Origin of the sequence: Nonomuraea rosea (genome assembly GCF_039539705.1) — a bacterium.
Taxonomy (GTDB): Bacteria; Actinomycetota; Actinomycetes; order Streptosporangiales; family Streptosporangiaceae; genus Nonomuraea; species Nonomuraea rosea.
This window is the reverse complement of record NZ_BAABDQ010000004.1, coordinates 334,760-360,412: the sequence shown is the minus strand read 5'-3', so window position 1 is coordinate 360,412 and position 25,653 is coordinate 334,760. Positions and strand designations below refer to the sequence as shown.

General features: G+C 70.0%; 26 protein-coding genes. 11 read left to right on the top strand and 15 right to left on the bottom strand.

Annotation, left to right across the window (positions count from 1 at the left end; translation table 11 throughout):
• Both ispG and ABEA43_RS12690 read right to left on the bottom strand, forming a co-directional pair.
• Entirely contained in the window at window positions 1-1,116 is a 1,116-nt protein-coding gene (gene ispG / locus ABEA43_RS12695) for a flavodoxin-dependent (E)-4-hydroxy-3-methylbut-2-enyl-diphosphate synthase (protein ID WP_345561366.1), read from the bottom strand.
• Complete coding sequence (locus ABEA43_RS12690; protein WP_345561364.1) at window positions 1,104-2,852, bottom strand: 1-deoxy-D-xylulose-5-phosphate synthase; 1,749 nt, start codon at window positions 2,850-2,852, stop codon at window positions 1,104-1,106. The genes ispG and ABEA43_RS12690 overlap by 13 nt, the downstream gene beginning before the upstream one ends.
• A 123-nt stretch (window positions 2,853-2,975) precedes the next feature.
• Between ABEA43_RS12690 and ABEA43_RS12685 the strand changes: the two genes are divergently transcribed.
• Genes ABEA43_RS12685 through ABEA43_RS12665 form a run of 5 tightly spaced genes read left to right on the top strand, consistent with a single transcriptional unit; the run spans window position 2,976 to window position 10,051 of the window.
• Window positions 2,976-4,025, top strand: coding sequence for a polyprenyl synthetase family protein (locus ABEA43_RS12685; RefSeq protein WP_345561362.1), 1,050 nt, complete (start codon window positions 2,976-2,978; stop codon window positions 4,023-4,025).
• A 13-nt stretch (window positions 4,026-4,038) separates the two neighbouring features.
• The gene (locus ABEA43_RS12680) at window positions 4,039-4,980 is read left to right on the top strand and encodes a 4-hydroxy-3-methylbut-2-enyl diphosphate reductase (RefSeq protein WP_345561360.1); all 942 of its coding nucleotides are present in this window, start codon (window positions 4,039-4,041) and stop codon (window positions 4,978-4,980) included.
• 30 nt (window positions 4,981-5,010) lie between these two features.
• On the top strand, window positions 5,011-6,420 hold the full coding sequence (locus ABEA43_RS12675) for a family 2B encapsulin nanocompartment shell protein (protein WP_345561358.1): 1,410 nt from the start codon (window positions 5,011-5,013) through the stop codon (window positions 6,418-6,420).
• Window positions 6,421-6,444: 24 nt separating this feature from the next.
• Window positions 6,445-7,827: a family 2B encapsulin nanocompartment shell protein gene (locus ABEA43_RS12670; RefSeq protein ID WP_345561356.1), complete on the top strand. Its 1,383-nt coding sequence runs from the start codon at window positions 6,445-6,447 to the stop codon at window positions 7,825-7,827.
• 28 nt (window positions 7,828-7,855) lie between these two features.
• Window positions 7,856-10,051, top strand: a complete 2,196-nt coding sequence (locus ABEA43_RS12665) for a terpene synthase family protein (protein WP_345561354.1) — start codon at window positions 7,856-7,858, stop codon at window positions 10,049-10,051.
• Here ABEA43_RS12665 and ABEA43_RS12660 read toward each other — a convergent pair.
• Entirely contained in the window at window positions 10,031-10,384 is a 354-nt protein-coding gene (locus tag ABEA43_RS12660; protein WP_345561352.1) for an STAS domain-containing protein, read from the bottom strand. The genes ABEA43_RS12665 and ABEA43_RS12660 overlap by 21 nt on opposite strands.
• A 440-nt stretch (window positions 10,385-10,824) precedes the next feature.
• Window positions 10,825-11,091 (bottom strand): hypothetical protein, encoded by a 267-nt coding sequence (locus tag ABEA43_RS12655; protein WP_345561350.1) that lies wholly within the window; start codon window positions 11,089-11,091, stop codon window positions 10,825-10,827.
• 374 nt (window positions 11,092-11,465) lie between these two features.
• Between ABEA43_RS12655 and ABEA43_RS12650 the strand changes: the two genes are divergently transcribed.
• Complete coding sequence (locus tag ABEA43_RS12650; protein WP_345561348.1) at window positions 11,466-12,068, top strand: C40 family peptidase; 603 nt, start codon at window positions 11,466-11,468, stop codon at window positions 12,066-12,068.
• Between the two features lie 220 nt (window positions 12,069-12,288).
• On the opposite strand, the gene ABEA43_RS12645 is transcribed toward ABEA43_RS12650, so the two are convergent.
• Window positions 12,289-12,555: a hypothetical protein gene (locus ABEA43_RS12645; RefSeq protein WP_345561345.1), complete on the bottom strand. Its 267-nt coding sequence runs from the start codon at window positions 12,553-12,555 to the stop codon at window positions 12,289-12,291.
• A gap of 408 nt (window positions 12,556-12,963) precedes the next feature.
• Here ABEA43_RS12645 and ABEA43_RS12640 point away from each other — a divergent pair, with 408 nt between their 5' ends.
• On the top strand, window positions 12,964-13,428 hold the full coding sequence (locus ABEA43_RS12640; RefSeq protein ID WP_345561343.1) for a hypothetical protein: 465 nt from the start codon (window positions 12,964-12,966) through the stop codon (window positions 13,426-13,428).
• A 205-nt stretch (window positions 13,429-13,633) separates the two neighbouring features.
• Here the strand turns inward: ABEA43_RS12640 and ABEA43_RS12635 are convergent, their stop codons facing one another.
• Complete coding sequence (locus ABEA43_RS12635) at window positions 13,634-14,086, bottom strand: MarR family winged helix-turn-helix transcriptional regulator (RefSeq protein WP_345561341.1); 453 nt, start codon at window positions 14,084-14,086, stop codon at window positions 13,634-13,636.
• Window positions 14,083-14,700 (bottom strand): type 1 glutamine amidotransferase family protein, encoded by a 618-nt coding sequence (locus tag ABEA43_RS12630; RefSeq protein ID WP_345561339.1) that lies wholly within the window; start codon window positions 14,698-14,700, stop codon window positions 14,083-14,085. Before ABEA43_RS12630 ends, ABEA43_RS12635 begins: the two co-directional genes overlap by 4 nt.
• 60 nt (window positions 14,701-14,760) lie before the next feature.
• Here ABEA43_RS12630 and mads6 point away from each other — a divergent pair, with 60 nt between their 5' ends.
• A complete protein-coding gene (gene mads6 / locus ABEA43_RS12625; RefSeq protein WP_345561338.1) occupies window positions 14,761-16,107 on the top strand; it encodes a methylation-associated defense system protein kinase MAD6 in 1,347 nt (448 codons plus the stop codon).
• The gene (locus ABEA43_RS12620) at window positions 16,104-16,622 is read left to right on the top strand and encodes a GNAT family N-acetyltransferase (RefSeq protein ID WP_345561337.1); all 519 of its coding nucleotides are present in this window, start codon (window positions 16,104-16,106) and stop codon (window positions 16,620-16,622) included. The genes mads6 and ABEA43_RS12620 overlap by 4 nt, the downstream gene beginning before the upstream one ends.
• Window positions 16,623-16,629: 7 nt before the next feature.
• On the opposite strand, the gene ABEA43_RS12615 is transcribed toward ABEA43_RS12620, so the two are convergent.
• Entirely contained in the window at window positions 16,630-17,433 is an 804-nt protein-coding gene (locus ABEA43_RS12615; RefSeq protein WP_345561336.1) for an FKBP-type peptidyl-prolyl cis-trans isomerase, read from the bottom strand.
• A gap of 223 nt (window positions 17,434-17,656) precedes the next feature.
• Between ABEA43_RS12615 and ABEA43_RS12610 the strand changes: the two genes are divergently transcribed.
• Both ABEA43_RS12610 and ABEA43_RS12605 read left to right on the top strand, forming a co-directional pair.
• Window positions 17,657-18,694: a DUF2293 domain-containing protein gene (locus ABEA43_RS12610; RefSeq protein WP_345561335.1), complete on the top strand. Its 1,038-nt coding sequence runs from the start codon at window positions 17,657-17,659 to the stop codon at window positions 18,692-18,694.
• Window positions 18,691-19,065: an MmcQ/YjbR family DNA-binding protein gene (locus ABEA43_RS12605; protein WP_345561334.1), complete on the top strand. Its 375-nt coding sequence runs from the start codon at window positions 18,691-18,693 to the stop codon at window positions 19,063-19,065. The genes ABEA43_RS12610 and ABEA43_RS12605 overlap by 4 nt, the downstream gene beginning before the upstream one ends.
• On the opposite strand, the gene kynU is transcribed toward ABEA43_RS12605, so the two are convergent.
• From kynU to ABEA43_RS12570, 7 genes are read right to left on the bottom strand one after another with little or no spacing between them, the layout of a single operon-like run.
• Window positions 19,058-20,254: a kynureninase gene (gene kynU / locus ABEA43_RS12600; protein WP_345561333.1), complete on the bottom strand. Its 1,197-nt coding sequence runs from the start codon at window positions 20,252-20,254 to the stop codon at window positions 19,058-19,060. The genes ABEA43_RS12605 and kynU overlap by 8 nt on opposite strands.
• Before the next feature lie 4 nt (window positions 20,255-20,258).
• Window positions 20,259-21,395 (bottom strand): ABC transporter substrate-binding protein, encoded by a 1,137-nt coding sequence (locus ABEA43_RS12595; protein WP_345561332.1) that lies wholly within the window; start codon window positions 21,393-21,395, stop codon window positions 20,259-20,261.
• 12 nt (window positions 21,396-21,407) lie between these two features.
• Window positions 21,408-22,376 (bottom strand): amidohydrolase family protein, encoded by a 969-nt coding sequence (locus tag ABEA43_RS12590; RefSeq protein ID WP_345561331.1) that lies wholly within the window; start codon window positions 22,374-22,376, stop codon window positions 21,408-21,410.
• Window positions 22,377-22,892, bottom strand: a complete 516-nt coding sequence (locus ABEA43_RS12585; protein WP_345561330.1) for a 3-hydroxyanthranilate 3,4-dioxygenase — start codon at window positions 22,890-22,892, stop codon at window positions 22,377-22,379. It lies immediately after the preceding gene.
• The gene (locus tag ABEA43_RS12580; RefSeq protein WP_345561329.1) at window positions 22,889-23,320 is read right to left on the bottom strand and encodes a RidA family protein; all 432 of its coding nucleotides are present in this window, start codon (window positions 23,318-23,320) and stop codon (window positions 22,889-22,891) included. Before ABEA43_RS12580 ends, ABEA43_RS12585 begins: the two co-directional genes overlap by 4 nt.
• Window positions 23,317-24,114 carry a 2-keto-4-pentenoate hydratase gene (locus ABEA43_RS12575; protein ID WP_345561327.1) on the bottom strand — a complete coding sequence of 266 codons (798 nt, stop codon included), beginning with the start codon at window positions 24,112-24,114 and terminating at the stop codon, window positions 23,317-23,319. The genes ABEA43_RS12580 and ABEA43_RS12575 overlap by 4 nt, the downstream gene beginning before the upstream one ends.
• Window positions 24,107-25,516 (bottom strand): aldehyde dehydrogenase family protein, encoded by a 1,410-nt coding sequence (locus ABEA43_RS12570; protein WP_345561326.1) that lies wholly within the window; start codon window positions 25,514-25,516, stop codon window positions 24,107-24,109. Before ABEA43_RS12570 ends, ABEA43_RS12575 begins: the two co-directional genes overlap by 8 nt.
• Window positions 25,517-25,653: the final 137 nt, after the last annotated feature.

The following is a 25,653-nucleotide window of genomic DNA, read 5'->3' as shown; positions in this document are numbered from 1 at the left end:
CTACGGCTGGGCGGCCTCCTGCTCTTCGGCGATCCGCATGGCCTCCTCGACCAGCGTCTCCACGATCTGCGACTCGGGCACGGTCTTGACGACCTTGCCCTTGACGAAGATCTGCCCCTTGCCGTTGCCCGAGGCCACGCCCAGGTCCGCCTCCCTGGCCTCGCCGGGCCCGTTGACCACGCAGCCCATGACGGCCACCCGCAGCGGGTACGGGAACCCGTCGAGCGCGGCCGTCACCCGGTCGGCCAGCGTGTAGACGTCGACCTGGGCCCGCCCGCAGGACGGGCAGGAGACGATCTCCAGGCGCCGCTGCCGTAGCCCCAGCGACTCCAGGATGCCGAGCCCCACCTTGACCTCCTCCACGGGAGGCGCGGACAGCGAGACCCTGATCGTGTCGCCGATCCCCTCGTCGAGCAGCACCCCGAAGGCCACCGCCGACTTGATCGTGCCCTGCATGAGCGGCCCCGCCTCGGTCACGCCCAGGTGCAGCGGATAGTCGCAGCTCCTGGCCAGCAGCCGGTAGGCGGCCACCATCACCTGCGGGTCGTGGTGCTTGACCGAGATCTTCAGCTCCTGGAAGCCGTGCTCCTCGAACAGCGAGCACTCCCACAGCGCCGACTCCACCAGCGCCTCGGGGGTGGCCTTGCCGTGCTTCTCCAGCAGCCTGGGGTCGAGCGAGCCCGCGTTGACGCCGATCCTGATCGGCACGCCGCAGTCGGCCGCGGCCCGCGCGATCTCGCCCACCTTGTCGTCGAATTTCTTGATGTTGCCGGGATTGACGCGCACCGCCGCGCAGCCCGCCTCGATGGCCGCGAACACGTACCGGGGCTGGAAGTGGATGTCCGCGATCATCGGGAGCTGCGACTTCGCGGCGATGGCGGGCAGGGCGTCGGCGTCGTCCTGGGTCGGCACGGCCACCCTGACGATCTGGCAGCCCGCCGCGGTCAGCTCCGCGATCTGCTGCAGCGTGGCGTTGACGTCGGCTGTCTGCGTCGTGGTCATCGACTGCACGGAGACGGGCGCGTCGCCGCCGACCGGCACGTCCCCGACCATGACCTGACGGGAGACGCGCCGGGACCGGCGTACGGGCGGAAGCCCGAGGTTCACAGCGGCCACCTTTTGAGTTCCTCTCTGACGGCGAGTGCGATGCCCTGGCCGGTCAGCCCGGCCTCGGTGAGCAGCTCGGACCTGGTCCCCTGCGCGATGAACGAGCACGGCAGGCCCAGATTGAGGACGTGCTGGCCGGGCCGGCACACCTGCCTGAGCAGGGCGCCGGCCCCTGACGCGGCGATGCCGTCCTCGACCGTGACGACGAGCCTGCTGCCGCAGACGACCTTGCGCAGGTCGGCGGAGACCGGGATGACCCAGCGCGGATCGACCACGGTCACGCCGACGCCCTGGGACGACAGCAACGCCGCGGCGCTCAGGCAGGGCCCGGCCATCGGGCCGACGGCCACCAGGCACACGTCCTGGCCGTTCGAGGACAGCACGTCCACGTCGCCGACGCTGCCCGCGGGCGGGATCTCCGCCTCGGCCGTCGCCTTGGGGAAGCGCAGCGCCGTGGGACCGTCGTGCTCGACGGCCTCCTCCAGCAGCTCGCACAGGCGTACGGCGTCACGCGGCGCGGCCACCCGCATGCCCGGCACGACCGCCAGCGCCGCGAGGTCCCACATGCCGTGGTGGCTGGGACCGTCGGGCCCGGTGATCCCGGCTCTGTCGAGCACGAGGGTCACCGGCAGCCGGTGCAGCGCGACGTCCATCAGCACCTGGTCGAAGGCGCGGTTGAGGAACGTGGCGTAGATCGCGACCACGGGGTGCAGGCCGCTCATGGCCAGCCCCGCGGCCGAGGCCATGGCCTGCTGCTCGGCGATGCCGACGTCGAACATGCGCCCGGGGAAGCGCCGGCCGAAGGCGGCCAGCCCGGTCGGCCCCGGCATGGCCGCGGTGATCGCGACCAGGTCGTGGCGGCGCGCGCCGAGCTCGCAGAGGTGCTGCGAGAACGCCTGCGTCCACGTGCTCCGGCCCGTGCCCACCGGCTTGCCCGTCGCGGGATCGGTGACCGGGATGGCGTGCAGGTGCTCGTCGAGGTCCTGCTCGGCGGGGTCGTAGCCGCGGCCCTTGCGGGTGACGCAGTGGACCACGACCGGCGCGCGCAGCTCGCGCGCCGCGCGCATGGCCTGCTCCAGCGCGGGGATGTCGTGGCCGTCCACAGGGCCCAGGTAGCGCAGGCCGAGGCTCTCGAAGACGGTCACCCCGCCTCCGTCGCGCAGCCGGTCGAGGTGGTCGGCGCAGCCGCCGTAGGTCGGCGCGTAGGAGCGGCCGTTGTCGTTGAGCACCACGATGACGGGACGCTGGCGGGCCGCGCCCAGGTTGTTGAGGGCCTCCCAGGCCACGCCGCCGGTGAGCGCGCCGTCGCCCACCACCGCGACGACGGCGCGGGTGTCGTCGCCCGCCAGCCTGCGGGCCTTGGCCATGCCGTCGGCGTAGGCCAGGGCCGTCGAGGCGTGCGAGCTGTCCAGGTGGTCGTGCGCGGACTCCTCCCTGCTCGGGTAGCCGCTGAGGCCGCCGCGGCAGCGCAGCGCGTCGAAGGCGGCGCGGCGGCCGGTGAGGATCTTGTGTACGTAGGCCTGATGGCCCGTGTCGAACACGAGCACGTCGTCGGGCGAGCGGAACACCCGGTGCAGCGCGATCGTGAGCTCGACGATGCCGAGGTTGGAGCCCAGGTGGCCGCCTCTGGCGCTCACCTTGTCGATCAGGAAGTCACGGATCTCGCAGGCCAGCCCGGGAAGCAGCTCGGCGGGCAGGGCGCGCAGGTCGTCAGGAGTCGAGATGTAGGGAAGCAAGGTCTTCATGGCATCCCCAGACGGTGGGACCGCTGTGGCAAAACAAAACTCCAGCTACAAAAGACACTTTACACACTCCGTATTGGATGAGTAACTATTAGTAGCGAACGAGCGACCGAAGGAGCCGTGCCGATGCCGCTGAGCTTCACTCAGCACCATGTGGGGTCACGCATTGACCAGCGACTGACCGGCTTCCTGGAGACCTGGCAGGCCCCCGTGGCCGATCCGGACGTCGAGGCCGCATACCGGTTGCTGACCGAGTTCATCCTCGGCGGCGGCAAGCGCATCAGACCGCTGCTGTGCTACTGGGGCTGGCGCGGCGCCGGCGGCGGCGACTCCGAGGACATCATCACCGCCGCCGCGGCGCTGGAGCTGTGCCACGCGGGGTTGCTCATCCACGACGACATCATGGACGGCAGTGAGCTGCGCCGCGGGCGGGCCACCGTGCACAGGAGCCTGGCCGGGCTGCACGAGGGCCCGGGGGCGGAGGCGTTCGGCCAGGCGGGGGGCATCCTGCTCGGGACGCTCAGCCTGGCCTGGTCCGACACCATGTTGTCGTCGTGCGGGGTGGAGCCGCAGCGGCTGCGCGCCGCGCACCACATCTTCGACGCCATGCGCACCGAGGTCATCAGCGGCCAATACCTCGACATCCTCGCGCAGCTCCGCTCGGGCGCGAGCGTGGAGGAGGCGCTCACGGTGATCCGCTTCAAGACGGCCAAGTACACCGTCGAACGGCCGTTGCAGATCGGCGGCGCGCTGGCCGGCGCCTCCATGGGGCTGCTGGAGTCCTACTCCCGCTTCGGCCTGCCGCTCGGCGAGGCGTTCCAGCTCCGCGACGACGTGCTCGGCACGTTCGGCTCCTCGGCCGAGACGGGCAAGTCGGCGCTCGACGACCTGCGCGAAGGCAAGCACACGGTGCTGCTCGCGCACGCCGTCCACCACTCCTCCCCCCTGCAGCTCGCCCATCTCAGGAGCTGGCACGGCAACCCGGAGCTCACCGAGGAGCGCGCCGACGAGCTGCGGCAGATCCTGCGCGACACCGGCGCGCTGGCCAAGGTCGAGGAAATGATCGAAGAACGTGTGCGCGAGGCGCTCCCCGCGCTGGTCGCGGCCCGGATGGAGCCGGAGGCCGCGAGCGCGCTGGCGCTGCTGGCCGACCAGCTCGCGCACCGCACCAAGTAAGGGGTTCTCCCACATGGGTCGGGTACTTCTGGCAGCGCCGCGCGGCTACTGCGCGGGCGTGGAACGAGCCATCGTCACCGTCGAGGAGGCGCTGAGACGCTTCGGTCCTCCCGTCTACGTACGCAAGCAGATCGTCCACAACACCTACGTGGTCGACGACCTCACCAGGCGCGGCGCGGTCTTCGTCGAGGAGCTCGACGAGGTGCCCGAGGGCTCGCTGGTCGTCTTCTCGGCGCACGGCGTCTCCCCGGCGGTCAAGGACGAGGCGGGGCTGCGCGGGCTGCGGACGATCGACGCGACCTGCCCGCTGGTCACCAAGGTCCACAAGGAGGCCACGCGCCTGGCCGAGGCGGGCTACGAGATCGTGCTGATCGGCCACGCCGAGCACGAGGAGGTCGAGGGCACGGTCGGCGAGGCCCCCGACCGCATCCACGTCGTGGACCCGGCCACGCCCGGCGAGGTGACGGCGAGCGGCTCAGGACGCGTGAGCTGGCTGTCGCAGACCACGCTCGCCGTGGACGAGACCATGGCGGCCGTCGCGAGCCTGCGCGAGCGCTTCCCCAACCTGGTCGATCCGCCCAGCGACGACATCTGCTACGCCAGCCAGAACCGCCAGGAGGCGGTCACCAGGATCGCCCCCCAGTGCGAGCTGGTCATCGTCGTCGGCTCGGCCAACTCCTCCAACTCCCAGCGGCTGGTGGAGGTCGCCAGGCACGCGGGAGCGGACGCGGCCTACCTGGTCGACAGGGCCGCGGACGCCGACGAGCGGTGGCTGGACGGCGTGGAGACCGTCGGGGTCAGCTCCGGCGCCTCCGTCCCAGAAGGGCTGGTCCAGGCATTACTGGACTGGCTGGCCGACCGCGGGTTCGCCGACGTGGAGCCGGTGACCCTGACCGAAGAGACCCTCACGTTCTCCCTGCCCCTTGAGCTCCGATCCGCCCGCAACCCTCGCTAGGTCCCATACCGAGATAGGTGGTACCGCACAATGCCCGAAGCGACGAACTCGAGCACGCCTGAGAACGGCAACGGACAGCTGAGCCTGAGCACCGATGCCGCCAGACAGCTCTCGACCACGACCAAGACGCCGCCGCAGATGCAGGAGATCACCTCCCGCTGGCTGCTGCGGCTGCTGCCGTGGGTCCAGTGCACCGGCGGCGTGTTCAGGGTCAACCGGCGGCTGACCTACACGCTCGGCGACGGTCGCATCACCTTCAGCACGACGGGCTCGGTCGTCCGGGTGATCCCCGCCGAGCTCACCGAGCTGCCCATGCTGCGCGGTTTCGAGGACATGGAGGTCCTGGAGGCGCTGGCGGCCCGTTTCACGCAGCGCGAGGTCGAGGCGGACGAGGAGATCGTGGGGCAGGGCAGGCCGGTCGACCAGCTCGTGCTGATCGCCCACGGCCGCGTGCGCAAGGTGGGGCAGGGCTCGTACGGGGATGAGCAGAATCTCGGCGTGCTGGCCGACGGCGACTATTTCGGCGAGCAGGTCCTGACCGACGGCGACCAGTACGCCTTCAGCGCGCGCGCCAAGACGGCCACGACCGTGCTCACCCTCTCCCGGCGGGACTTCGAGCAGATCGCCGGCCAGTCGGCCACGCTGCGCGAGCACCTCGACGGCTGGCGCGCGAGCGGCAGCCAGGCCCAGAACGACTACGGCGAGGCCGCGATCGACATGTCCTCCGGTCACGTCGGCGAAGCCGTGCTGCCCGGCACGTTCGTGGACTACGAGCAGAGCCCGCGCGAGTACGAGCTGAGCGTGGCCCAGACGGTCCTGCGCGTGCACAGCCGGGTCTCCGACCTGTACAACCAGCCGATGAACCAGCTCGACCAGCAGCTCCGCCTCACGGTCGAGGCCCTGCGCGAGCGCCAGGAGCACGAGCTGATCAACAGCAAGGAGTTCGGCCTGCTCCACAACGCCGACTTCAGCCAGCGCATCCGCACCCGCTCAGGCCCGCCGACCCCCGACGACCTCGACGACCTGCTGTCCACCGTGTGGAAGGACCCCGCGTTCTTCCTGGCCCACCCGCAGGCCATCGCCGCCTTCGGCAGGGAGTGCAGCAAGCGCGGCGTCTACCCGCAGTCCAGCGAGGTCAACGGGCACCGCGTGCCGGCCTGGCGAGGCGTCCCGATCTTCCCGTGCAACAAGATCCCGGTCTCCGGCACGCGGACGACGTCGTTCCTGCTGCTGCGCACCGGCCAGGAGAACCAGGGCGTCATCGGCCTGCACCAGACGGGCATCCCCGACGAATACCAGCCCAGCCTCTCCGTCCGCTTCATGAACATCAACGAGAAGGCCGTCATCTCCTACCTGGTCAGCGCCTACTACTCGGCGGCCGTCCTGGTGCCCGACGCGCTCGGCGTGCTGGAGGACGTCGAGCTCGGGAGGAACGGCTAGTCCCTCGTCCGATCCGATCGGTGGATGGTGCTGGAGTTGACAGAGCAGGACCAGCGGCTGAGTCTCGACACCGCGGCGGCGCGCAGGCTCGCCTCGACGACCAAGACGTCTCCGCAGATGCAGGAGATCTCGCCGCGCTGGCTGCTGCGCATGCTGCCGTGGGTGGACGTCCCTGGTGGCGTCTACCGGGTGAACCGGCGGCTGACGTACGCGGTCGGCGGCGGCCGGGTGAGCTTCGCCCACACGGGCGCCCGGGTCCGCGTGGTCCCGCCGAGTCTGACCGAACTGCCGCTGCTGCACGGGCTCGAAGACGACCGCGCGCTCGACACGCTCGCGGGACTCTTCGAGCAGCGGGAGTTCGGGCCTGGCGGCACGATCGTCCGGGCCGGGCGACCGGCCGGCGAGCTGCTCCTCATCGTCCGTGGCAAGGTGACCAAGCTCCAGGAGGGCCCGTACGGCGACCGCGTCGTCGTGGGCGCGCTGGCCGGCGGCGACCACGCGGGCGCCGACCGGCCGGACGCGGGCGAGTGGGACTACACGCTGGAGGCCGGCACCGCGTGCACGGTGCTGGCCCTGCCCCTCCAGGAGCTGCACGCGGTGACCGGCCAGTCGCCCGCGCTCGCCGCCCAGCTCGACCGCTACCGCGCCCGGCTGGCCAGGCCCAGGAACAAGTGGGGCGAGGCCGTCATCGAGACCGCCGCGGGGCACCGGGGTGAGCCGGTTCTTCCGGGCACGTTCGCCGACTACGACCCGGGACCCCGCGAGTACGCGCTGAGCGTGTCGCAGACCGTGCTGCGCGTGCACACCCGGGTCGCCGACCTGTTCAACCAGCCGATGAACCAGACCGAGGAGCAGCTCGGCCTGACCATCGAGGCCGTGCGCGAGTCGCAGGAGCGGGAGCTGATCGGCAACCGGGACTTCGGGCTGCTGCACAACGCCGACCCCGCGCAGCGGATCTATCCCCGTACCGGGCCGCCCGGCCCCGACGATCTGGACGAGCTGCTGTGCCGCAGGAAGAAGTCGCGCTTCTTCCTGGCCCACCCGCGTGCCATCGCCGCCTTCCACCGGCAGTGCAGCGCCCAGAGCGTCTACCCCGACAGCGCCGAGATCGACGGCAGCAGGGTGACGGCCTGGCGCGGCGTGCCCATCCTGCCCTGCGACAAGATCCCCGTCAGCCGCGAGGGGACCAGCTCGATCCTCGTCCTGCGGACGGGCGAGGACGACTCGGGAGTGGTCGGCCTCTACCAGAGCGGCATCCCCGGCGAGCGCGAGCCGGGGCTCAGCGTCAAGTTCACCGGCATCGACGCCAAGGCGGTCGCGTCCTACCTGGTCAGCGCCTACTACTCGGTCGCGATCCTGGTGCCCGACGCGCTCGGCGTGCTGGAGAACGTCGAGGTGGCCCGCTGAGCGATTCCCGTCAAGGAGTGAGCCAGAAATGATTATGGACCAGCCGTTCGAACTGCCCGACTTCTACGTGCCGTACCCCGCGCGGCTCAACCCGCATCTCGAAGAGGCCCGCGTGCACTCCAGACAGTGGGCGCGCGACATGGGCATGCTGGAGGGCTCGGGCGTCTGGGAGGAGGCCGATCTCGACGCCCACGACTATCCGCTGTTGTGCTCCTATACGCATCCCGACTGCGACGGCGCCGAGCTGTCTTTGATCACCGACTGGTACGTGTGGGTCTTCTTCTTCGACGACCATTTCCTGGAGGTGTTCAAGCGGACCGGGGACTTGCGGGGCGGTAAGGCGTACCTCGACCGGCTGGCCAGGTTCATGCCGATGGGCGCCGATCTGACCGTGCCGGAGCCGGCCAACCCGGTCGAGGCGGGCCTGGCCGACCTGTGGCCGCGTACGGTGCCGAGCATGTCGGCCGCCTGGCGCGAGCGCTTCGCCGAGAGCACCCGCAACCTGCTCAACGAGTCGCTCTGGGAGCTGGCCAACATCGGCAGGGGCCGGGTGGCCAACCCGGTGGAGTACATCGAGATGCGCCGCAAGGTCGGCGGCGCTCCCTGGTCGGCGGGGCTCGTCGAGCACGCCGTGGGGGCCGAGGTGCCCGCGCGGATCGCGGCGACCCGGCCGATGCGGGTGCTGAAGGACGCCTTCTCCGACGCGGTGCACCTGCGCAACGACCTGTTCTCCTACCGGCGCGAGGTGGGCGACGAGGGCGAACTGAGCAACGGCGTGCTCGTGCTCGAGCACTTTCTCCGCTGCACCACGCAGGAGGCGGCCGACGCCGTCAACGACCTGCTGACCTCGCGGCTGCAGCAGTTCGAGCACACGGTGTTCGGCGAGCTCGGGCCGCTGTTCGTGGAGCACGCCATCGACCCGCTCACCGCGGCCGGCGTGCTGGCCTACGTCAAGGGGCTGCAGGACTGGCAGTCGGGCGGGCACGAGTGGCACCTCCGTTCCAGCCGCTACATGAACGAGCGGGTGCGGGCCGGCACGCCGCTGGGCATGTCCTCGCTCATCGGTGTGCTGGGCGCCAAGCGGCTGCGCAACTTCACGCACGTCCCGCACCAGCCGGTGGGTCCCTCCAAGATCCCCGAGCTGTACGTCCCCTTCAAGCTCAGGCTCTCCCCGCACCTCGACGCCGCGCGCCGGAACACCGTGGCGTGGTGCCGGGAGATGGGCTTCCTGGAGGCGCAGCCAGGAGTCACCGGCTCGGCCGTGTGGGACGAGGACAAAGTGATCGACTTCGACCTGCCGCTCTGCGCGGCGGGCCTGCACCCCGACGCCTCGCCCGAGGAGCTCGACCTGGCGTCGTGCTGGCTGGCCTGGGGCACCTACGGCGACGACTACTTCCCCGTCGTCTTCGGCAGGACGCGCAGCCTGGCGGCGGCCAAGGTGACGGTGGACAGGTTCTCGGCGTTCATGCCGCTGGACGGCGGGGCAACGCCGCCGCCCGCGAGCGCGCTGGAGCGCGGGCTGGCGGATCTGTGGACGCGTACGACGGCGCCGATGCCGATCGAGGCCCGCCGCAGGCTGCGCCGGTCGATCGAGGACATGTGCGCGGGCTGGCTGTGGGAGCTGGCCAACGAGGTGTTCCACCACGTGCCCGACCCCGTGGACTACATCGAGATGCGCCGCCTGACCTTCGGCTCCGACCTGACGATGCTGCAGTGCCGGCTGCGGCACAGCAAGGGCATCCCGGAGGAGGTCTACGAGAGCGGCACGGTGCGGGCGATCGAGCGGGCGGTGATGGACTGCGGCCTGCTGATCAACGACGTCTTCTCGTACCAGAAGGAGATCGAGTACGACGGCGAGGTGCACAACTGCGTCCTGGTGGTCCAGAACTTCTTCGACTGCGACTATCCGGCGGCGCTGGCCATCGTGCACGACCTGCACACCTCGCGGACGCGGGAGTTCGAGCACCTCGTGGAGCATGAGCTGCCGCTCGTGTGCGCGAACTTCGACCTCGACGCCGAGGCCCGGCAGAATCTGGACGGGTTCGTGACGGAGCTGCGGGACTGGGTGGCCGGCATCCTCAACTGGCATCAAGGCTGCTTCCGCTACGACGAGGAGTCCCTGCGCCGACACAAGCAACCGCCGCGACCCTGGCCGGCCGGGCCGACGGGGCTGGGCACGTCGGCGGCGGCGCTGGGCACGGGTCTATTGCGGGAGAGGCCGTAGCTGCTCGGACTGGTGGAACCAGCCCATCATGCGCAGCAGGCGGCGCTGGGACGGTGTGACGTTGTGCAGCCTGATCCACCGCTCTGACGGCGGCAGCGCGGGCATGACGAGCACGCGCAGGCCGGAGACGTCGATGAAGGTCAGGGCGCCGGTGTCGACCACGATGTAGGCGCCTTGGCGGCAACCGGCCAGGGCACCGGCCAGCGCGGGGCTGTTGGTCGCGTCGATCTCGCCGGTCAGGGTGACGGCCGGCGCGGACGGCGTCGAACGCACCGTGACCCGCAGCAGCCCGTCCTGGTAGAGCAGCCGCTCTTCGAGGCCGTTCACGCTCATCGCACCCCCCAAGGCGCACGTTTTGGGGGTTGTAGCCGGATATGCCACCTACAGGGCAAACCGCCATGGCGCCTGACGATTAACCCGAAACCAGGCTACATGCGACTTTCTTTCACTATGTAATTTTCGCTCCGAAATGACCGAATTACGGGCAAATAATGACGCACGACGCCCGGCCGAGCAGGCCGGCGCCGCGCGACGCTGTCCGAGCAGGCCGGCCGGGGCCCGCGCCGGCTGCGGGCCTACGGCGGCGACGGCCTGCTCGGAGGCGTTCTGACCGTTCCGACCAGGGGCGAGGCGCCGCTTTCCGCGCGTCCTCGTACGCGCCGACCCGGGGGCGCTCCGGCAGGGTGCCGCCACAAAGGGGTTCGTGGCTGCCGAAGCGCCTTCAGATCAGGCGTACGGGCGCGCGCGGGTGGGCCGGCCCCGCCCGGGGCAGGTCAGTTGTTGTCGCCGGTGTTCTTCTCGTTGTTCAGCAGGTCGAGGTCGATGTCCTGCAGGTGCAGCGCGGTGAGGACGTCGATGTACTTGACCGAGTCGTTGAGGACGTCGTTGAGCAGCGTGGCGTCGTCCAGGATGCTGAGCTGGCTCAGAATCTGCTGGTCCTTGTTGAACGCGTTGGGGCCGACATCGGCCGAGGCGCTCGTGGCCGAGACACCGAACAGGAAGCCCGCGATCGCTGCACCGGCCAGAATGCGACGCATCATTTCTACTTCTCCTTCGTCGGAATCAGCGCGGGATGCGCGTCATCGTAAATCACTCGCACAGGGCTGCGAGATTCCAGTATTAACAATCTCGCGGCCCGCGGGCGTGTCGCAACTTGGCTGAGCTAAGTCGAAGTCAAATGCGCTTCCCAATTCCTTGGCCATTGATCATGGCTCGTCCGGATATGTACCGACTCGGTCGGATTTGCCCCGGGACGCCGGGACGGCCATTTTTCATCTTATGGCCATATGGGCATCCCGCATGGCCAAAGGTCGTTTTATCCCCATAGGGAAGGAGGAAAGCTATCGGGGAACGACCTGGCACGCGCCGCGGCGATCCCTCGGCGCGAACGAGTCACGGGAGCGCTGAATATGCCATGAATGGACTACGTCGACTGCTGCTGATAGCGCTGGCGCCGGCGATTGTGTACGTCCCGCATTCCGCTCCCGCGCTGGCCGTCAATGGCTGCCACACGCCACTTGAGGGCGATTGCGCACAGGAGGGCTACGCGCCCAAGTCGGCCCGGTCCGCGGGCGGGGCGATGGCGGTGCGGGCGGCGATAGAGATGATCGGCGTCCCGTACTCGTGGGGCGGCGGCGGGGTCCGCGGGCCCGGCTTCGGGATCGGCAAGGGGGCCAAGGTCAGTGGGTTCGACTGCTCCGGGCTCACGGAGTACGCGTGGGCGCGGGCGGGGGTGCTGATCGGCACCACGACGTACGAGCAGTGGCGCTCGGGGATCAGGGTGCCCAAGGAGGAGATCGAGCCGGGGGACCTGGTCTTCTACGACAACGACACGGGCCGGGCCGGGCCCGAGCACGTCGCGCTGGCCGTGGACGCGACGCGGATGGTGCACGCGCCGTACACCGGGCAGTTCGTCCGGGTGGATCCGCTGGACAGGCCGACCTTCATGGGGGTGATCAGGCCGACGGGGAGAGCGGCGAACGTCGATCCGCCGGAGGGCTATGAGGAGGTCGAATGACAGCGGCCGCGCGGCCCAGGTCGTCCTGCAGTGATCGACCTGGGCCGCGCGGCGCAGTTGAGCTCGGTGCGCACCAAGCTCGTGCCGTGGCTTCGCGAAGTCCACGGCCGTTCCTTCGGTTCACCTCAAGGCACCAGGAAGACGACCTTGGCCGGGCAGGCTCGCCCGTTCAGAAGGGGAGCCGCCGATCATCTTCCTGCCTACGCCACGCGAGGAGCCGTCAGTTGTTGTCGCCCGTGTCTTCCTCGTTGTTCAGGATGTCGGCGTCGATGTCGTTCAGGTGCAGCAGCGTGAGGATGTCGATGTACTTGACCGAGTCGTTCAGCACGTCGTTGAGCGCGGTCACGTCGTCGAGGATGCTCAGCTGGCTCAGGATGCTCTGGCCGCTGTTGTGCGGGTTGGGGCCGACGTCGGCGGAGGCTCCGGTGGCGGAGAAGCCGAGGGCGACGGCCGCGATTGCTGCACCGGCCAGAATGCGACGGATCATGTTTGCTTTCCTCCATGGATCGGCGCGGAATTCCCGGCGCCATAGTCGTTTTTGCAGGGCTGTGAGGTGCCGCAAATAACCATCGCGGCAGGCGGCGAGAACCGCAACTCAAAAAGCCCTCATCGAGGTCAAGCCGACGCCTCGATTTCTTGGTGATCGGTTTTCGAGGTCGTCGACGACGCGCGGTACATATGCTGCGCGGGAATGCCGGGGAACAACAATTATTTTGTCTGACCGCGCGTGCGACAGGTCAACTGTTCACCGCCGTATAGGCAATGATCACCCGAAACTTGAGAATCGCCGTACGCCGATCGGCGTACCCGTAGCGACTACCTGGGGCTGACGTCAGGCGCGAACAAAGCGGCGAGGATGGCCGCGAGTTCCCAATCAGGAGGTCAGGTGAGAGGGATGCGGCCGCCTATCCGCAAGACCGTCGTGGTTATCCACATCGTCGTCTCCGTCGCGCTGCTCGGGGAGGTGTGGGGGCTGGTCGTGCTGAATACGGCGGCGGCGCTGACAAAGGATCTCGCGCTGGCGCACGCCGCCTATCGGTTGATGCCCGCCCTGGTGTTCGCGGGCGGGATACCGCTCAGCCTCACCGCATTGGCCACCGGCTGCGCACTGGCTCTGACCAGCCATTGGGGGCTGTTTCGCTATTACTGGACGGCGGCCAAGCTGGTGCTGCTGGTGATCGTGATCTGCCTCGGCATGTTCCTGTTCGATCCCGAGGGAATGGCCGCGGCGACCGAAGGCGGCAGGGCGGTCGCCGCCACTCGCCAGTGGGGTCAGGTGGCCGTGCTCGGCACCCAGATCGTGCTGCTCATGACCGCGGCGGCGCTGTCGGTGTGCAAACCCCGGGGGAAACTCCGGTGACACGGGCGGGCCTCGGGATAGAAAGCGGCCATGAATTCTGAAACGCCGGAGGCGGTCGCCGCGGCTCACGGACGAGCCAGGTCGGCCGCCGTGGAGCTGACCCACGGCTCCGGCGTCATCCTGGCCACAGCCCGCCACTAGCGGACACCCTCTGCCGCCGGGCAGCCCTCTGTCACCGGCCGCCGCCAGGACAACGGTCCTTTTGTCAGTGCTCCTGGGGTGGCTCCAGCCGGTCCAGGGCGGCCGAGAGGCGCTGGAGTGCCGCCAGGCACTCCAGCGCTCCGTCGAGCCCCAGCTCGTCCACCAGCCGGTCGGCGAACTCCTGATGGCCAGGGACGATCTTGGCCATGGCCTCACGCCCGAGCGGCGTCGGCTGGACCAGCTTGGCCCGGCGGTGGGCGGGGTTGGGCCGGTATTCGGCCAGCCCCCGCTCCACCAGCAGGTCGGCGATCCGCTGGACGCCCTGCCTGGTCATCCCCATGACCCTGGCGATCCCCGACACGGGCAGCGGCTCCCGCACCACCGCCCCGAGCACCTGCCACCACGCCGCGGTCAGCCCCGAGGGCCTGGCCAGCCCCTCGGCCACCTGCATGAACTGCCCGTTGAGCCGGAAGGCGCCCAGCGCCGTGGCCGAGAGCAGGCCGGCCGTCTCGCTCATGCCGTCATCAGCACCTCGTAGGCGGCCGCGTCGCTGCGCGAGAACAGCCGGAACCAGGCGTCCAGGACATCGGGCCGGTAGACGTCGAGCCGGCGGAAGATCTCCCTGGCGAACGCCACCGGCTCCGTCGGGCCCGCCGTGACGAGGTCGCCGTCGAGCACCGCGTCCTCGTCGAGGTAACGCTTGGCGCCCGCGTAGCCCTCCTGCGCCTCCAGGTACTGCACCACGGCGCTGGTGTGCGCGCGATCGTCCAGCAGCCCCTCCCTGGCCAGCCCGGCCGTGGCGCCGCAGATGGCCGCGACGGGCACGCCCGCGCCGAGGAACTCGCGCGCCTTACGCGCGAACGGCGCCAGCCCGTCGCCCGCGTCCCACAGGTCGGCCCCGGGAAGGATCAGCAGCGCGCTGTCCGCCGGCGAGAGCCGGTCGAGCACGAGGTCGGGCGTGACGCGCAGGCCGCCCATGCTGACCACGGGGTCGGCGGTCAGCCCGACCGTGACGATCTCGAAGCCGCCCGGCTCGCGCTGGTAGCGCCCGTTGCGCAGGTGCGCGGTCGCGTGACCGGTCTCCCAGTCGGCGAACGTGTCGTAAACGGCGTGGTGAATGATTCGCTGCATGACAACATCTTGTCATTACGACAACATGTTGTCAATCTAATACCGTGCGAGGATAGCTCTATGGCAGAGATCGTCGGCGGAGGACGTCCAGTCAACGACGCCGAGCGGCGGGTGATCTCCTATCTGCGCGATAACGCGCCCGCCGACTGGTTGCTGCTGCACAACGTCGAGGTGCCGCGCGGCCATGACGTCTTCGAGGTGGACCTGATCGTGCTGACCGGCCACTCGCTCGTGGTCGTCGACGTCAAGGGCACCCGTGGCCGCATCGAGGTGTCCGGCACGCGCTGGTTCCCGCCGCGCAGGGAGGCGTTCGGCTCCCCCGTGGCCAAGCTGCGGGGCACCGCGAAGGCGCTCAAGGGCCTGCTGGTGTCCAAGGCCACCCAGCTCGAACGGGTCTACGTCGACAGCCTGGTCGTGCTCACCTCGCCCGACGCGGAGCTCATCGACCCCGCGGGGCGTGACGCGATCAACGTCACGGTGCTGCCTGAGCTGCTGGCCACGCTGAGCGACGTCTCCAGGATCAGGCGGGGCTGCAGCCCGGATGCGCGACCATACATGACGGCGATCCTCGACGCGCTCAACCAGACCGTGCGCCGCAGCACGGCGCCGCCCAGGTTCGGCAACTGGGAGGTCGAGGAGCAGCTCGGCGGCGACACCAAGATCACCGAATATCGCGCGTTCAACGTCACGGTGCCGGGCAGCGAGACCGTGCTGCTCCGGGTCTACCAGGCCGACCCGCTGGCCGATCACGAGGCGCGGGCGGCCGAGCGGCAGCGCATCGCCAACGCCTACCAGACGCTGGCCAGGATCCCTCCGCACCCGTGCGTGGTGCGCTCCCGCGACTTCTTCGCGATCGACGACGAGAGCCGGTTCGTGCTGGTGCTCGACGACGTGCACGGCGAGGCGCTGCATCTGTCGCTGGGCAAGGGCGCCCGGCTGGGCGTGATCCAGGACCTGCTGCGCGGGCTGGCGCACGCGCACGCCAACGGCGTCGTCCACCGGGCCCTGACCCCCGCGTCCGTGCTGGTCACCGACGACGGGCACGCCGTGCTGACCGGGTTCGACTACGCCAAGCCGGGGCCCCGCAACTACACCGTCGCCCACGAGCTGGGCAACGTGCTCGACGCCCACTACGTCGCGCCGGAGTGCCAGGAGCGGCCCGACAGGATGACGACCGCCTCCGACGTCTACGCCGTCGGCGCCATCGCCTATCAGCTCCTCACGGGGGCGCTGCCGACCAGCGCCGACGCCCACGGGCCCGACGTGCCCGAGGTGGTGCGGAGGATGCTCGACCACTCCCCGGCCAAGCGTCCGACGGCCGCCGAGGCGCTCGGCGCCCTGGAGGCCGCGCCGGTCCAGGAGTCCCGGATCAAGCGGCTGATGCGTCGCATAGTCTCCCGTTCATGACGGTCACCCTCCGCCCAGTCAAAGAGAACGATCTTCCTTTCCTGTACCTGCTCACGAGCGATCCGGGCAGCACCGGCGACTTCCAGTGGTTCGGCTTCCGCAACCCCCACCGTTATCGCCGGAACTGGGAGGACAACGGGCTGCTCGGCGATGACGGCGGTCTCCTGATCATCATGGCCGGCGACGACATGGCCGGTTTCGTGTCGTGGAGCAAGCAGATCGCCACCACCTCCAGCTTCTACTGGGAGATGGGGCTGATCGTGGCGCCGGAGTTCCGCGGCCTGGGCCACGGCACCCAGGCGCACAAGCTGCTCGTGCGATACCTGTTCGACCATTCGGTGGTCAACCGGGTCCAGGCCGCCACGGAGATCTCCAACCTGGCCGAGCAGCGGGCGCTGGAGAAGGCCGGGTTCACCCGCGAGGGCGTCCTGCGCGGCATCGGCTTCCGCGCCGGGCAGTGGCATGACGGCGTGCTCTACAGCATGCTCAGGGCCGATCTCCCCGAGAAGGACTGACCTGTCCCTACGCCTGGGTGATGGTGTCGAGCACGTCGATGACGTACAGGATGGGTCTGTCCCCGGGCGAGGGCACGGCCACGCGGCTGCCCACGTGCCGCCCGACGAGGGCGTCCAGCCAGGCCTCCGGCACCGACCCCGGCTTCAGCGTGAACGCGCTCGGCCCGCCCCTGCGGTAGGACGAGTCCACGACGGTCCTGGACGGCCAGGACGCGGCCACGTACTGGATGACCACCTTCGCCCCCGCCACCACCTCGCGGCCCGAGCCGTCGATGATCGTGCGAGGCAGCGCGGCCGGCGTGAGGTCGGCCGGGACCACCGGCAGAGGGCGGCCGACGAGCCGGGCGTCGGGCGGGTAGCCGCCCAGGATGTCGAAGACGAGCACCAGCGTGTCCGCGGGTGAGACGCCGGTCAGCGGCACGTTCGGGCCGAGGGCCTCGGCGGCCGGGCTGACCAGCATGACGCGGCTGCCCGCCGGATGGCCGATGAGCGACTGCCGCCAGGTCTCCGACACCTGCCTGCCGTCGAAGACCACCGTGGTGGGCTGGTTGGCGTCGTAGGTGTTCATGTACGGCTGGTTGCCGGACCAGCGCCGGATGTCGACGTCGGCGAGCACCACGTCACCCGCCACCGTACGCCGCCCGGACCCCACGGACAGCACCGTGATCCGCGGCGTGCGCCCGGGCGCTCCCTTGGGTATGGCGACGACAGGCTTGCTGCCGAATGTGCCCGATACGACGGGCTGCGTGCCGTCCTCGGCCAGGCCACACGAGGTGGCCAGCATGAGAACGGCAGGCCAGAACAGACGCACGATTCCCCCTTGGGTGCCAGATCCGAAGGAGTTACTTGCCGCAATGGTTCAAAGGAATGCGTCGGGACTCGCCATCACACGACAAAGCCACGAGAGACTTGGTATGTGAGCGCGCGAACCATTAGACACAGCAGCATGCTCACGGCGCCGACGGAGGAGGTGCCGTGAGCGCGCGAACCATTAGACACAGCAGCATGCTCACGGCGCCGACGGAGGAGGTGCCGTGAGTAAGCCGAACCTGGCGCGGAGGGTGGCGGAGGCAGCCGAGATCGCGCTGACCACCCGGAAATACGTGACCTTCATCGACGTCGTGACGGGGCTGCGCTGGCTGCACTCCCGGCACGTGGACACCTGGCGGCAGGGCCGGGCCGGCACGCTGGCCGAGCTGGCGGCCGTCGACGAGGACCGCCTGCTCACCACGGCCGCCCTGTTGCGGGACTGGGCCCGGGGCAAGGGGCTCAAGCCGGTGGAGACGCCCTACGTGGCCGGCACCCGCGACCGCCGCGAGCTGCGCTTCACCTCGGGCCACGGGCAGGAGGCGTTCCGCGTCCACTGGATCTCGCCCGACCTCAGCGAGGCCAGGGTGCGGCAGCTCACCGAGCGCCAGAGCAAGGCGCCCGATCTGGTGGCGGTGGCCCCGCTCGACGCCTGGACGTGCGCGGACTGCGGCGACACCGGCCCCTACCTGATCATGGAGGACGAGCGGCCGCACTGCCTCACGTGCGCGGACATGGACCACCTGGTGTTCCTGCCTTCGGGCAACGCGGCGCTCAGCCGCCGGGCCAAGCAGGAGAGCGGCCTGGCGGCCGTGGTCGTGCGCTACAACCGGCGGCGCAAGGTCTACCAGCGCTTCGGCCTGCTGGTGGAGGAGAGCGCGCTGGCGGCGGCCGAGGATCGCTGCCTGGCCGACGAGGAGGTCCGCCTGCTCCGCCGCGAGCGGGACCGGGTTCGCCGGGCGGAGGAGGACGTGGACTTCCAGGCCCGGATGGCGGCCGAGATCGCCAGGCTGTTCCCCGGCTGCCCGGAGGACCGGGCGAAGGAGATCGCCGAGCACGCGGGCCAGCGCGGCAGCGGCCGCGTCGGCAGGTCGGCGGCGGCCAGGGCGCTCGACGAGAACGCCATCACGCTGGCCGTGATCGCCTCGATCAGGCACCTCGACACCGACTACGACAGCCTGCTCATGTCCGGTGTGCCGCGGATGGAGGCCCGCGACCTGATCAGGGACCGCATCGAGGGCAAGCTGGAGGAGTTCCGCCGATGAGCGACTGGCACGACGTACGCGAGGAGTTGCGCGCGTTCGCGCTCGGGCTCCCCGAGACCCACGAGGATCACCCGTGGGGCGAGAGCGTCATCAAGGTGAACAAGAAGGTGTTCCTCTTCCTCGGGATCGACGAGCGGACCGAGAAGTGGGATCCCACGTTCGGCGTGAAGCTGCTGTCCGAGGCGCACGGCCACGCGCTGACCGTCGAGGGCGCGGCGCCCAGCGGCTACGGGCTCGGCAAGGCGGGGTGGGTGACCGTGCCGTTCCTGGCCGAGCTGCCGGAGACCGAGGTGCTGATCGACTGGGTGGAGGAGAGCTACCGGGCCATCGCGCCCAAGCGGGCGATCAAGGAGCTGGACGCGCTCAGGTGACCGCGAGCCGCCTGGCGTGCCGCTCGTCCCGCCAGAGCTCCTTGTCCAGCACTTCGAGCAGGGTGAGCGCCGCGTCATAGACGTCGGCGTAACCGATGTAAAGCGGCGCGAAGCCGAACCTGAGGAGGTCGGGGGCGCGGAAGTCCCCGTGCACCCCGCGCTCGATCAGCGCCCGCATCACCGGGTAGCCGTCGGGGTGGTGGAAGCTCACCTGGCTCCCCCGCGCCGCTGCGTCCGCCGGCGCGGCCAGCTTGAGCGCGTCGCCGACGAGGTCGATGAAGAGCGAGGTCAGCGCCATGCTCTTGGCCCGCACCAGGTCCATGGGCACCCGCTCCCACACGTCAAGCGCCGCTTCCAGGGCCGCGAGCGAGAGCACGTGCGGCGTGCCGACCGCGAACCGCCTGATCCCCTCCGCCGGCCGGTAGACGGGCTCGAACGCGAACGGCTCCGCGTGCCCGTGCCAGCCGGACAGGACGTTCTCGGCGGCGGCGTGGTGGCGCGGGTTGACGTAGAGGAACGCGGGCGCGCCGGGGCCGCCGCTGAGATACTTGTACGTGCACCCCACCGCGAAGTCGGCGCGCGAGACGTCCACCTCCATGGCGCCCACGCTGTGGCACAGATCCCACACCATGAGCGCGCCCGCCGCCTGCACCCGCTCGGTCACCGACGGCACGTCCTGGCGCGCGCCGGTGCGGTAGTCCACCTCCGCCAGCAGCACCACGGCCGCGTCGTCGAAGCGCCCCTCCGCGACGTCACGCACCTCGTAGCCGCCGAGCAGCCCGGCCAGCCCCTGCACCATGTAGTGGTCGGTCGGGAAGTTCCGGACGTCGGAGACGATCACCCGGCGCTCCGGGCGCAGCCGCGACGCCGCCGCCACCGCCTGGTGGATCGCGATCGAGGTGCTGTTGCCCACCACGACCTGCCCGGGTCCTGCGCCGATCAGCGGGGCCAGCCGGTCGCCGAGGGTCAGCGGCTGGGTGTACCAGCCCGCGGCGTTCCAGCCGCCGACCAGTTCCCTGCCCCACTCGTCCTCGACCGCTCTGCGCACCCGCTCGGCGGTACGGCGCGGCAGCGCGCCCAGCGAGTTCCCGACGAGGTAGACGGTGCCTTCGGGCAGCACGAACTCGTCTCTGAACTCGCGCAGCGGATCGGCGGCGTCAAGGGCGAGGCAGCGATCGCGATCCAGCACGTACTCACTCCTGTTTGGGGGGAATGGTGGCGATTACCCGGTTTATACCATTGTGGTACTCGCGGGCGTACCAGTTCTGCACCGGGTCGTGCGCCGCGTCCAGCCTGAACGGGCCGCGCGGGCCGTCCAGCTCTCCCGCCCCGCCCAGCGCGCGGCTCAGGTCGCCGCCGCCGGCCAGCGCTTTGTCGATGAGCCGCATGGCGTCCCAGCTCTGGAGCGCCACCGCCGACGGGTTGCGGCCGGTCCTGGTCCGCCACGTGGCGACGAATGCCGCGTTGTCGGGATTGTCCAGCGCCGGAGAGTACATGCCGACGCTCGTGATCCCCTCCGCGTCCTGGCCGATGGCTCGCAGCACGTCTTCGTCCGTGAGGTTCTGGCAGGTCAGCAGCTTGATCTTGGCATCGTAGCCGAGCCGCTTGTACGACCTGACGAACGTGGCCGCCTCGCCGCCCGCGTAGAAGGCGTACAGGAGGCCGGCCTGCGGCGGGATCTGCTCGAAGTACGGCTCCAGGTCGCCGGCCTTGCCGAACGGCGTCAGGATCTGCTTGAGCGGCCGGGCGCCGTACCCCTCCTCGAAGCCCTTGAGCGTCTCGACGCCCGCGGAGTAGTCGGAGGCCATGAGGACGACGCCCTGCTTGCCGTAGCGCTCGGCGGCGTACCGGCCGGCGGCCATGCCGTGGGCGCGGTTGGTGTAGGAGACGCGGAAGACGTTCGGGCCGCCCAGGTCGTCGGAGCCGGCGTTGGCGATCACCACGGGCGTCGTGCCGGCCACCTGGACCACCGACTCGGCGACGGGCGAGGAGATCAGGCCGGTGAGGACGTTCACGCCCGCGGCGTCGATGAGCCGCCTGGCCTCCTTCTGGCCCTGCTCGGGGCTGCCGGCGTCGTCGGCCACGATCAGCTCGGCCGGCCGGCCGCCCAGACGGCCTCCGTGGCCGTCCAGGTAGAGGCGCATGGCGATCTCCATGTCGTCGCCGAGCATGGCGTACACGCCGGTCTGGGAGATGATCGCACCGACCTTGACCGGCGGGCTGTCCTCTTCGAGCAGCGGCACCGTCCCGCCGCAGCCCGCCGCCATCAGCACCGCCAGGCCGACCACGGGCAGCCCGGCCACGGGCAGCCCCAGCACGGGGATGCGCATGGGGAGCTCCCTTCAGCCCAGGAACGCCTCGGCGTTGGCTGCGAGCAGCTTGGCGCGGGCCGTGCCGGACAGGAAGCCGGCATTCCTGATCAGGTCGCCGGAGGGCGACTCGCCTAGTGGATAGGGAAAGTCGGAGCCGAGCATGACGTGGTCCTCCCCGAGAGTGTCGACGAGCAGCCGAAGCGCGCGCTCGTCGAAGACGGCAGAGTCGACGCTGAACCTGCCGAGGTAGTGGGACGGCGGCCGTTCAGAGACGCCGACCAGGTCGTGCCTGCGGTGCCAGGCGTTCTCGAACCGGCCGAGCCAGAACGCGAACGAGCCGCCGCCGTGCGCGAAGCAGATCCGCAGGGTGTCCGGCACGCGGTCGAACACGCCGCCGAGGATCATCGCCAGGATGGACAGGTGCGTCTCCGCGGGCATCCCGACGAGCCACTGGGCCATCCACCGCTCGACGCGCGGGCCGCCGGGCATGTCCCACGGGTGCACGAAGACGGGAACGTTCCGTGCCGCGCAGTGCTGGAAGAACTCCACCACGCCCGGGTCGTCGAGATCGCGGTCGCCGACGTGGTTGCCGATCTCCACGCCCTTGTGGCCGGCCGCCAGGCAGCGCTCCAGCTCCTCGCAGGCCAGCCCGGGGTCCTGCAGCGGCACCTGGCAGAACGGGATCAGCCGCGGGTCCCGGCAGATCTCCAGCGCCAGATCGTTGAACACCCGCGCGATCCGGACGCCCTCGGCGGCCGGCCGCTCGTAGCCGAAGAAGACGGGCGTGGGCGAGACCACCTGCCGGTCCACGCCGTCTTTGTCCATCTTTTCCAGCCGGACCTGCGGATCCCAGCAGTCATCCTGAATTTTCCGGAAACTTCGGTCGTTGACGAGGATCGTCGCTTCGCGCTCCGAATCGACCCTCAGCCTCGGCGCCCCCGGCCAGCCCAGCTCGGGCCAGCCCTTGGGCACGTGGTGCGTGTGGACGTCGATGACCATCTAGCCCTTGCCAGGATGTAGTGCACCGCACTGCCCGCAGGTGCGGGCCTTCTCATCGGCGTAGAACGCCTGGAACACCGGCGGCAGGTCCTTGACGATGTCGCGTACCTGGAGCTCGATCTCGTGCACCAGGCCGCCGCACCCGGCGCAGTACCACTGGAACCTCTCCAGCTCGCCCTCCGGCCGGATCCGTTCCACCACCAGCCCGACGGAGCCGTCCTCCGGCCGCTGCGGCGAGTGCGGCACGCCCGGCGGCAGCAGCCACATCTGGCCCTCGCGGATGTGCACGGTCTCCGGGCCGTGCTCGGTCACGACGTTGACGTGCATGTTGCCGCGTACTTGGTAGAACAGCTCCTCGTACGGGTCCACGTGGAAGTCGGTCCTGGAGTTGGGCCCGCCCACCACCATCACGATGAAATCGTTCGCCCCCTCGAAGATCACCTTGTTGCCGACCGGCGGCTTGAGCAGGTGGGCGTGCTCGTCGATCCACTTGGTGAAGTCAATAGGGGGGATCATGATCGCTCCTGTGGATGGTAGGCGACGGCCTGCATCTCGATGAGGAGGTGCGGGTGCGGGAGCTGGTGCACCGCGACGGTGGTCCTGGTGGGCCCTTCCTCGTCGAAGAATTCGGCGTAGACCTCGTTGTAGCCCTTGAAGTCGTTCATGTTTACCAGGTACGTGGTGATCTGCACGAGATCCGCGAGCGACCCGCCCGCCGCCTTGAGAATGTCGCCGATGTTCTCGATGACCGCCCTGGTCTGCGCGCGGATGTCCAGGTCCGTCACCCCGAACTTGTCCACCTGGACGCCCACGAACGAGTCGTCGGGGCGCCTGGAGCTCGTGCCTGACACGTACAGGAAGTCGCCGGCCCGCTTGACGTGCGGGAAGCGCCCCCGGGGAGTCGCCTTGCCCGGGACGCGGAGCGCCCGGCCTTGCTCCTTCACCGCGAGAACACCGCCCGTACGGAGCCGAGCCCCTCGATGCGGGCCTCGAACACGTCCTCGGGACCCACCGGGACCACCGGGCCGAGCGCGCCGGTCAGCACCACGTCTCCGGCCCGCAGCGCGCGCTCGGTGCGGCCGAGCGCCGTGGCCAGCCAGACGGCGGCGTTGAGCGGATGGCCCAGGCACGCCGCGCCGGAGCCCGACGAGACCTCCTGCCCGGCCCTGGTCATCGTCATCCCCGCCGCGCCCAGGTCGAGCCCCATCAGCGAGGCCGGCGTGCTGCCCAGCACGAACGCGCCGGCCGAGGCGTTGTCCGCGATCGTGTCGGCCGGCGTGATGTCCCAGTCGGCGATCCGCGAGTCGGCGATCTCGATGGCGGGCAGCGCGAACTCCACCGCCCTCAGCACGTCGGCCACCGTGAAGGGGCCGCCCTCCAGATCCTTGCCGAACACGAGCGCGATCTCGGCCTCCGCCCGCGGCTGCAGGAACCTGTCCAGGGGCACGGGAAGGCCGTCGGAGTACGCCATGTCCGCGAAGAGCATGCCGTAGTCCGGCTGATCGATGCCGAAGTGCTGCCGCACCTGCGCGTTCGTCATCCCGATCTTCTTGCCGACCAGCCGCCGCCCCTCGTCGAGCGCCCGCCTGGTGTTGATCTCCTGCACGGTGTAGCCGTCGGCCGCCGTGGCCACCAGGTCCCTGATCGGAGCGCACGGCTTCCCCGTACGCGCGGCTTCGACCAGCCGGTCGGCCGCGTGGCCGCGTGCGTCCACGGCCTGGGACCATTCGTCATGCATCGGGCTGCTCCAGTCTGATGGTGATGGTGGTGGGTTCGGAGTAGAAGTCGAGTGACTGGGTGCCGCCCTCCCTGCCGATCCCCGACAGCTTCACTCCGCCGAACGGGGTGCGCAGGTCGCGCTGATACCACGTGTTGACCCAGACGAGCCCGGCCTCCAGCCGCTGCGCCACGCGGTGGGCGCGGTCGAGGTTGGCCGTCCACAGCGTGGCCGCCAGGCCGTAGTCGCTGCCGTTCGCCAGGTCGATCGCCTCGGCCTCGCTGTCGAAGAGCGCGACGTGGCAGACGGGACCGAAGATCTCCTCTCTGTTGAACCTGGACCATTCCGACAAGCCTGTCACCACCGTCGGCTCCACGAAATAACCAGAATCGCGATGATCACCGAACGTGGGGACACTGCCCCCTGTGAGCACCTTGGCTCCCTCCGAGCGGGCCAAGGCGTAGTAGGACAGAACCTTCTCGCGATGCTCCGCGGAGATCATCGGCTGGGGTTCCAGCTCCTGCGCGCGACTGGCGAGCCGGGCGCAGAACTCCTCGAAGATCGACCGCTGCACGTAGAGCCGCTCGGTGCACAGGCACACCTGGCCGCCGTTGGTGAAGACCGACTTCACGCTGCCCTCGATCGCCCGCTCGAGATCGCAGTCCTCGAAGACCAGCCCGGCGTTCTTCCCGCCCAGCTCGAACGAGATCGGCTTGACCCGGTCGGCCACCGCGTTCATGATCGCCGTGCCCGTGGCGGTGGAGCCGGTGAACGTCACGGCGTCCACCCCGGGATGCTCGACCAGGAGCTGGCCGGCGGAGCCGTACCCGAAGATGATGTTGACGACGCCGGCCGGGAGCCCGGCGTCGGCGCAGATCTCGGCGAACACCGCGGCCGAGCCCGGCGTGTGCTCCGACGGCTTGACCACCACCGTGTTCCCCGCGACCAGCGCGGGCGCGAGCTTCCAGGTCATCAGCAGGAACGGCAGGTTCCACGGGACGATCACCGCGACCACGCCGAGCGGCCTGCGCACGGTGTAGCTGAGCAGCCCGGACAGGTGGAAGGCGTCGTCCGGGCGCTGGGCGGCGATCTCGGCGAAGGCGCGGAAGTTCGCGATGCCGCGGGGGATGTCGAGCGTCCTGGTCTGGTCGAGCGACTTGCCCGTGTCGGCGATCTCCGCCGCCACCAGGTCGTCGAAACGGGCCTCGATGCCCTCGGCCAGGCGCCGCATCCACCCGGCGCGCTCCGCGACGGGCAGCGCCGCCCAGTCCCTGGCCGCCTCCCGCGCCGCGCGGACCGCCCTGTCGACCACCTCCGGATCGGCCTCCTGGGCGTGCCTGACCACCGTGCCCGTCACCGGATCGTGGATCGGGAACGACTTGCCGGCCGCCACCGGCTGGCCACCGATGAAATGCGTCAGCACCACACTCTCCTCATCTCTCCCTCACTCCCCTGGTATAGATCGCCTGCGGCCGATGGACAACGGGGCATCCCGGGACACGGAACCTTCGTTCGCATCGTCTCGCCCCGGCGCGGCCCGCGCTATGAGCGATGCTGTTG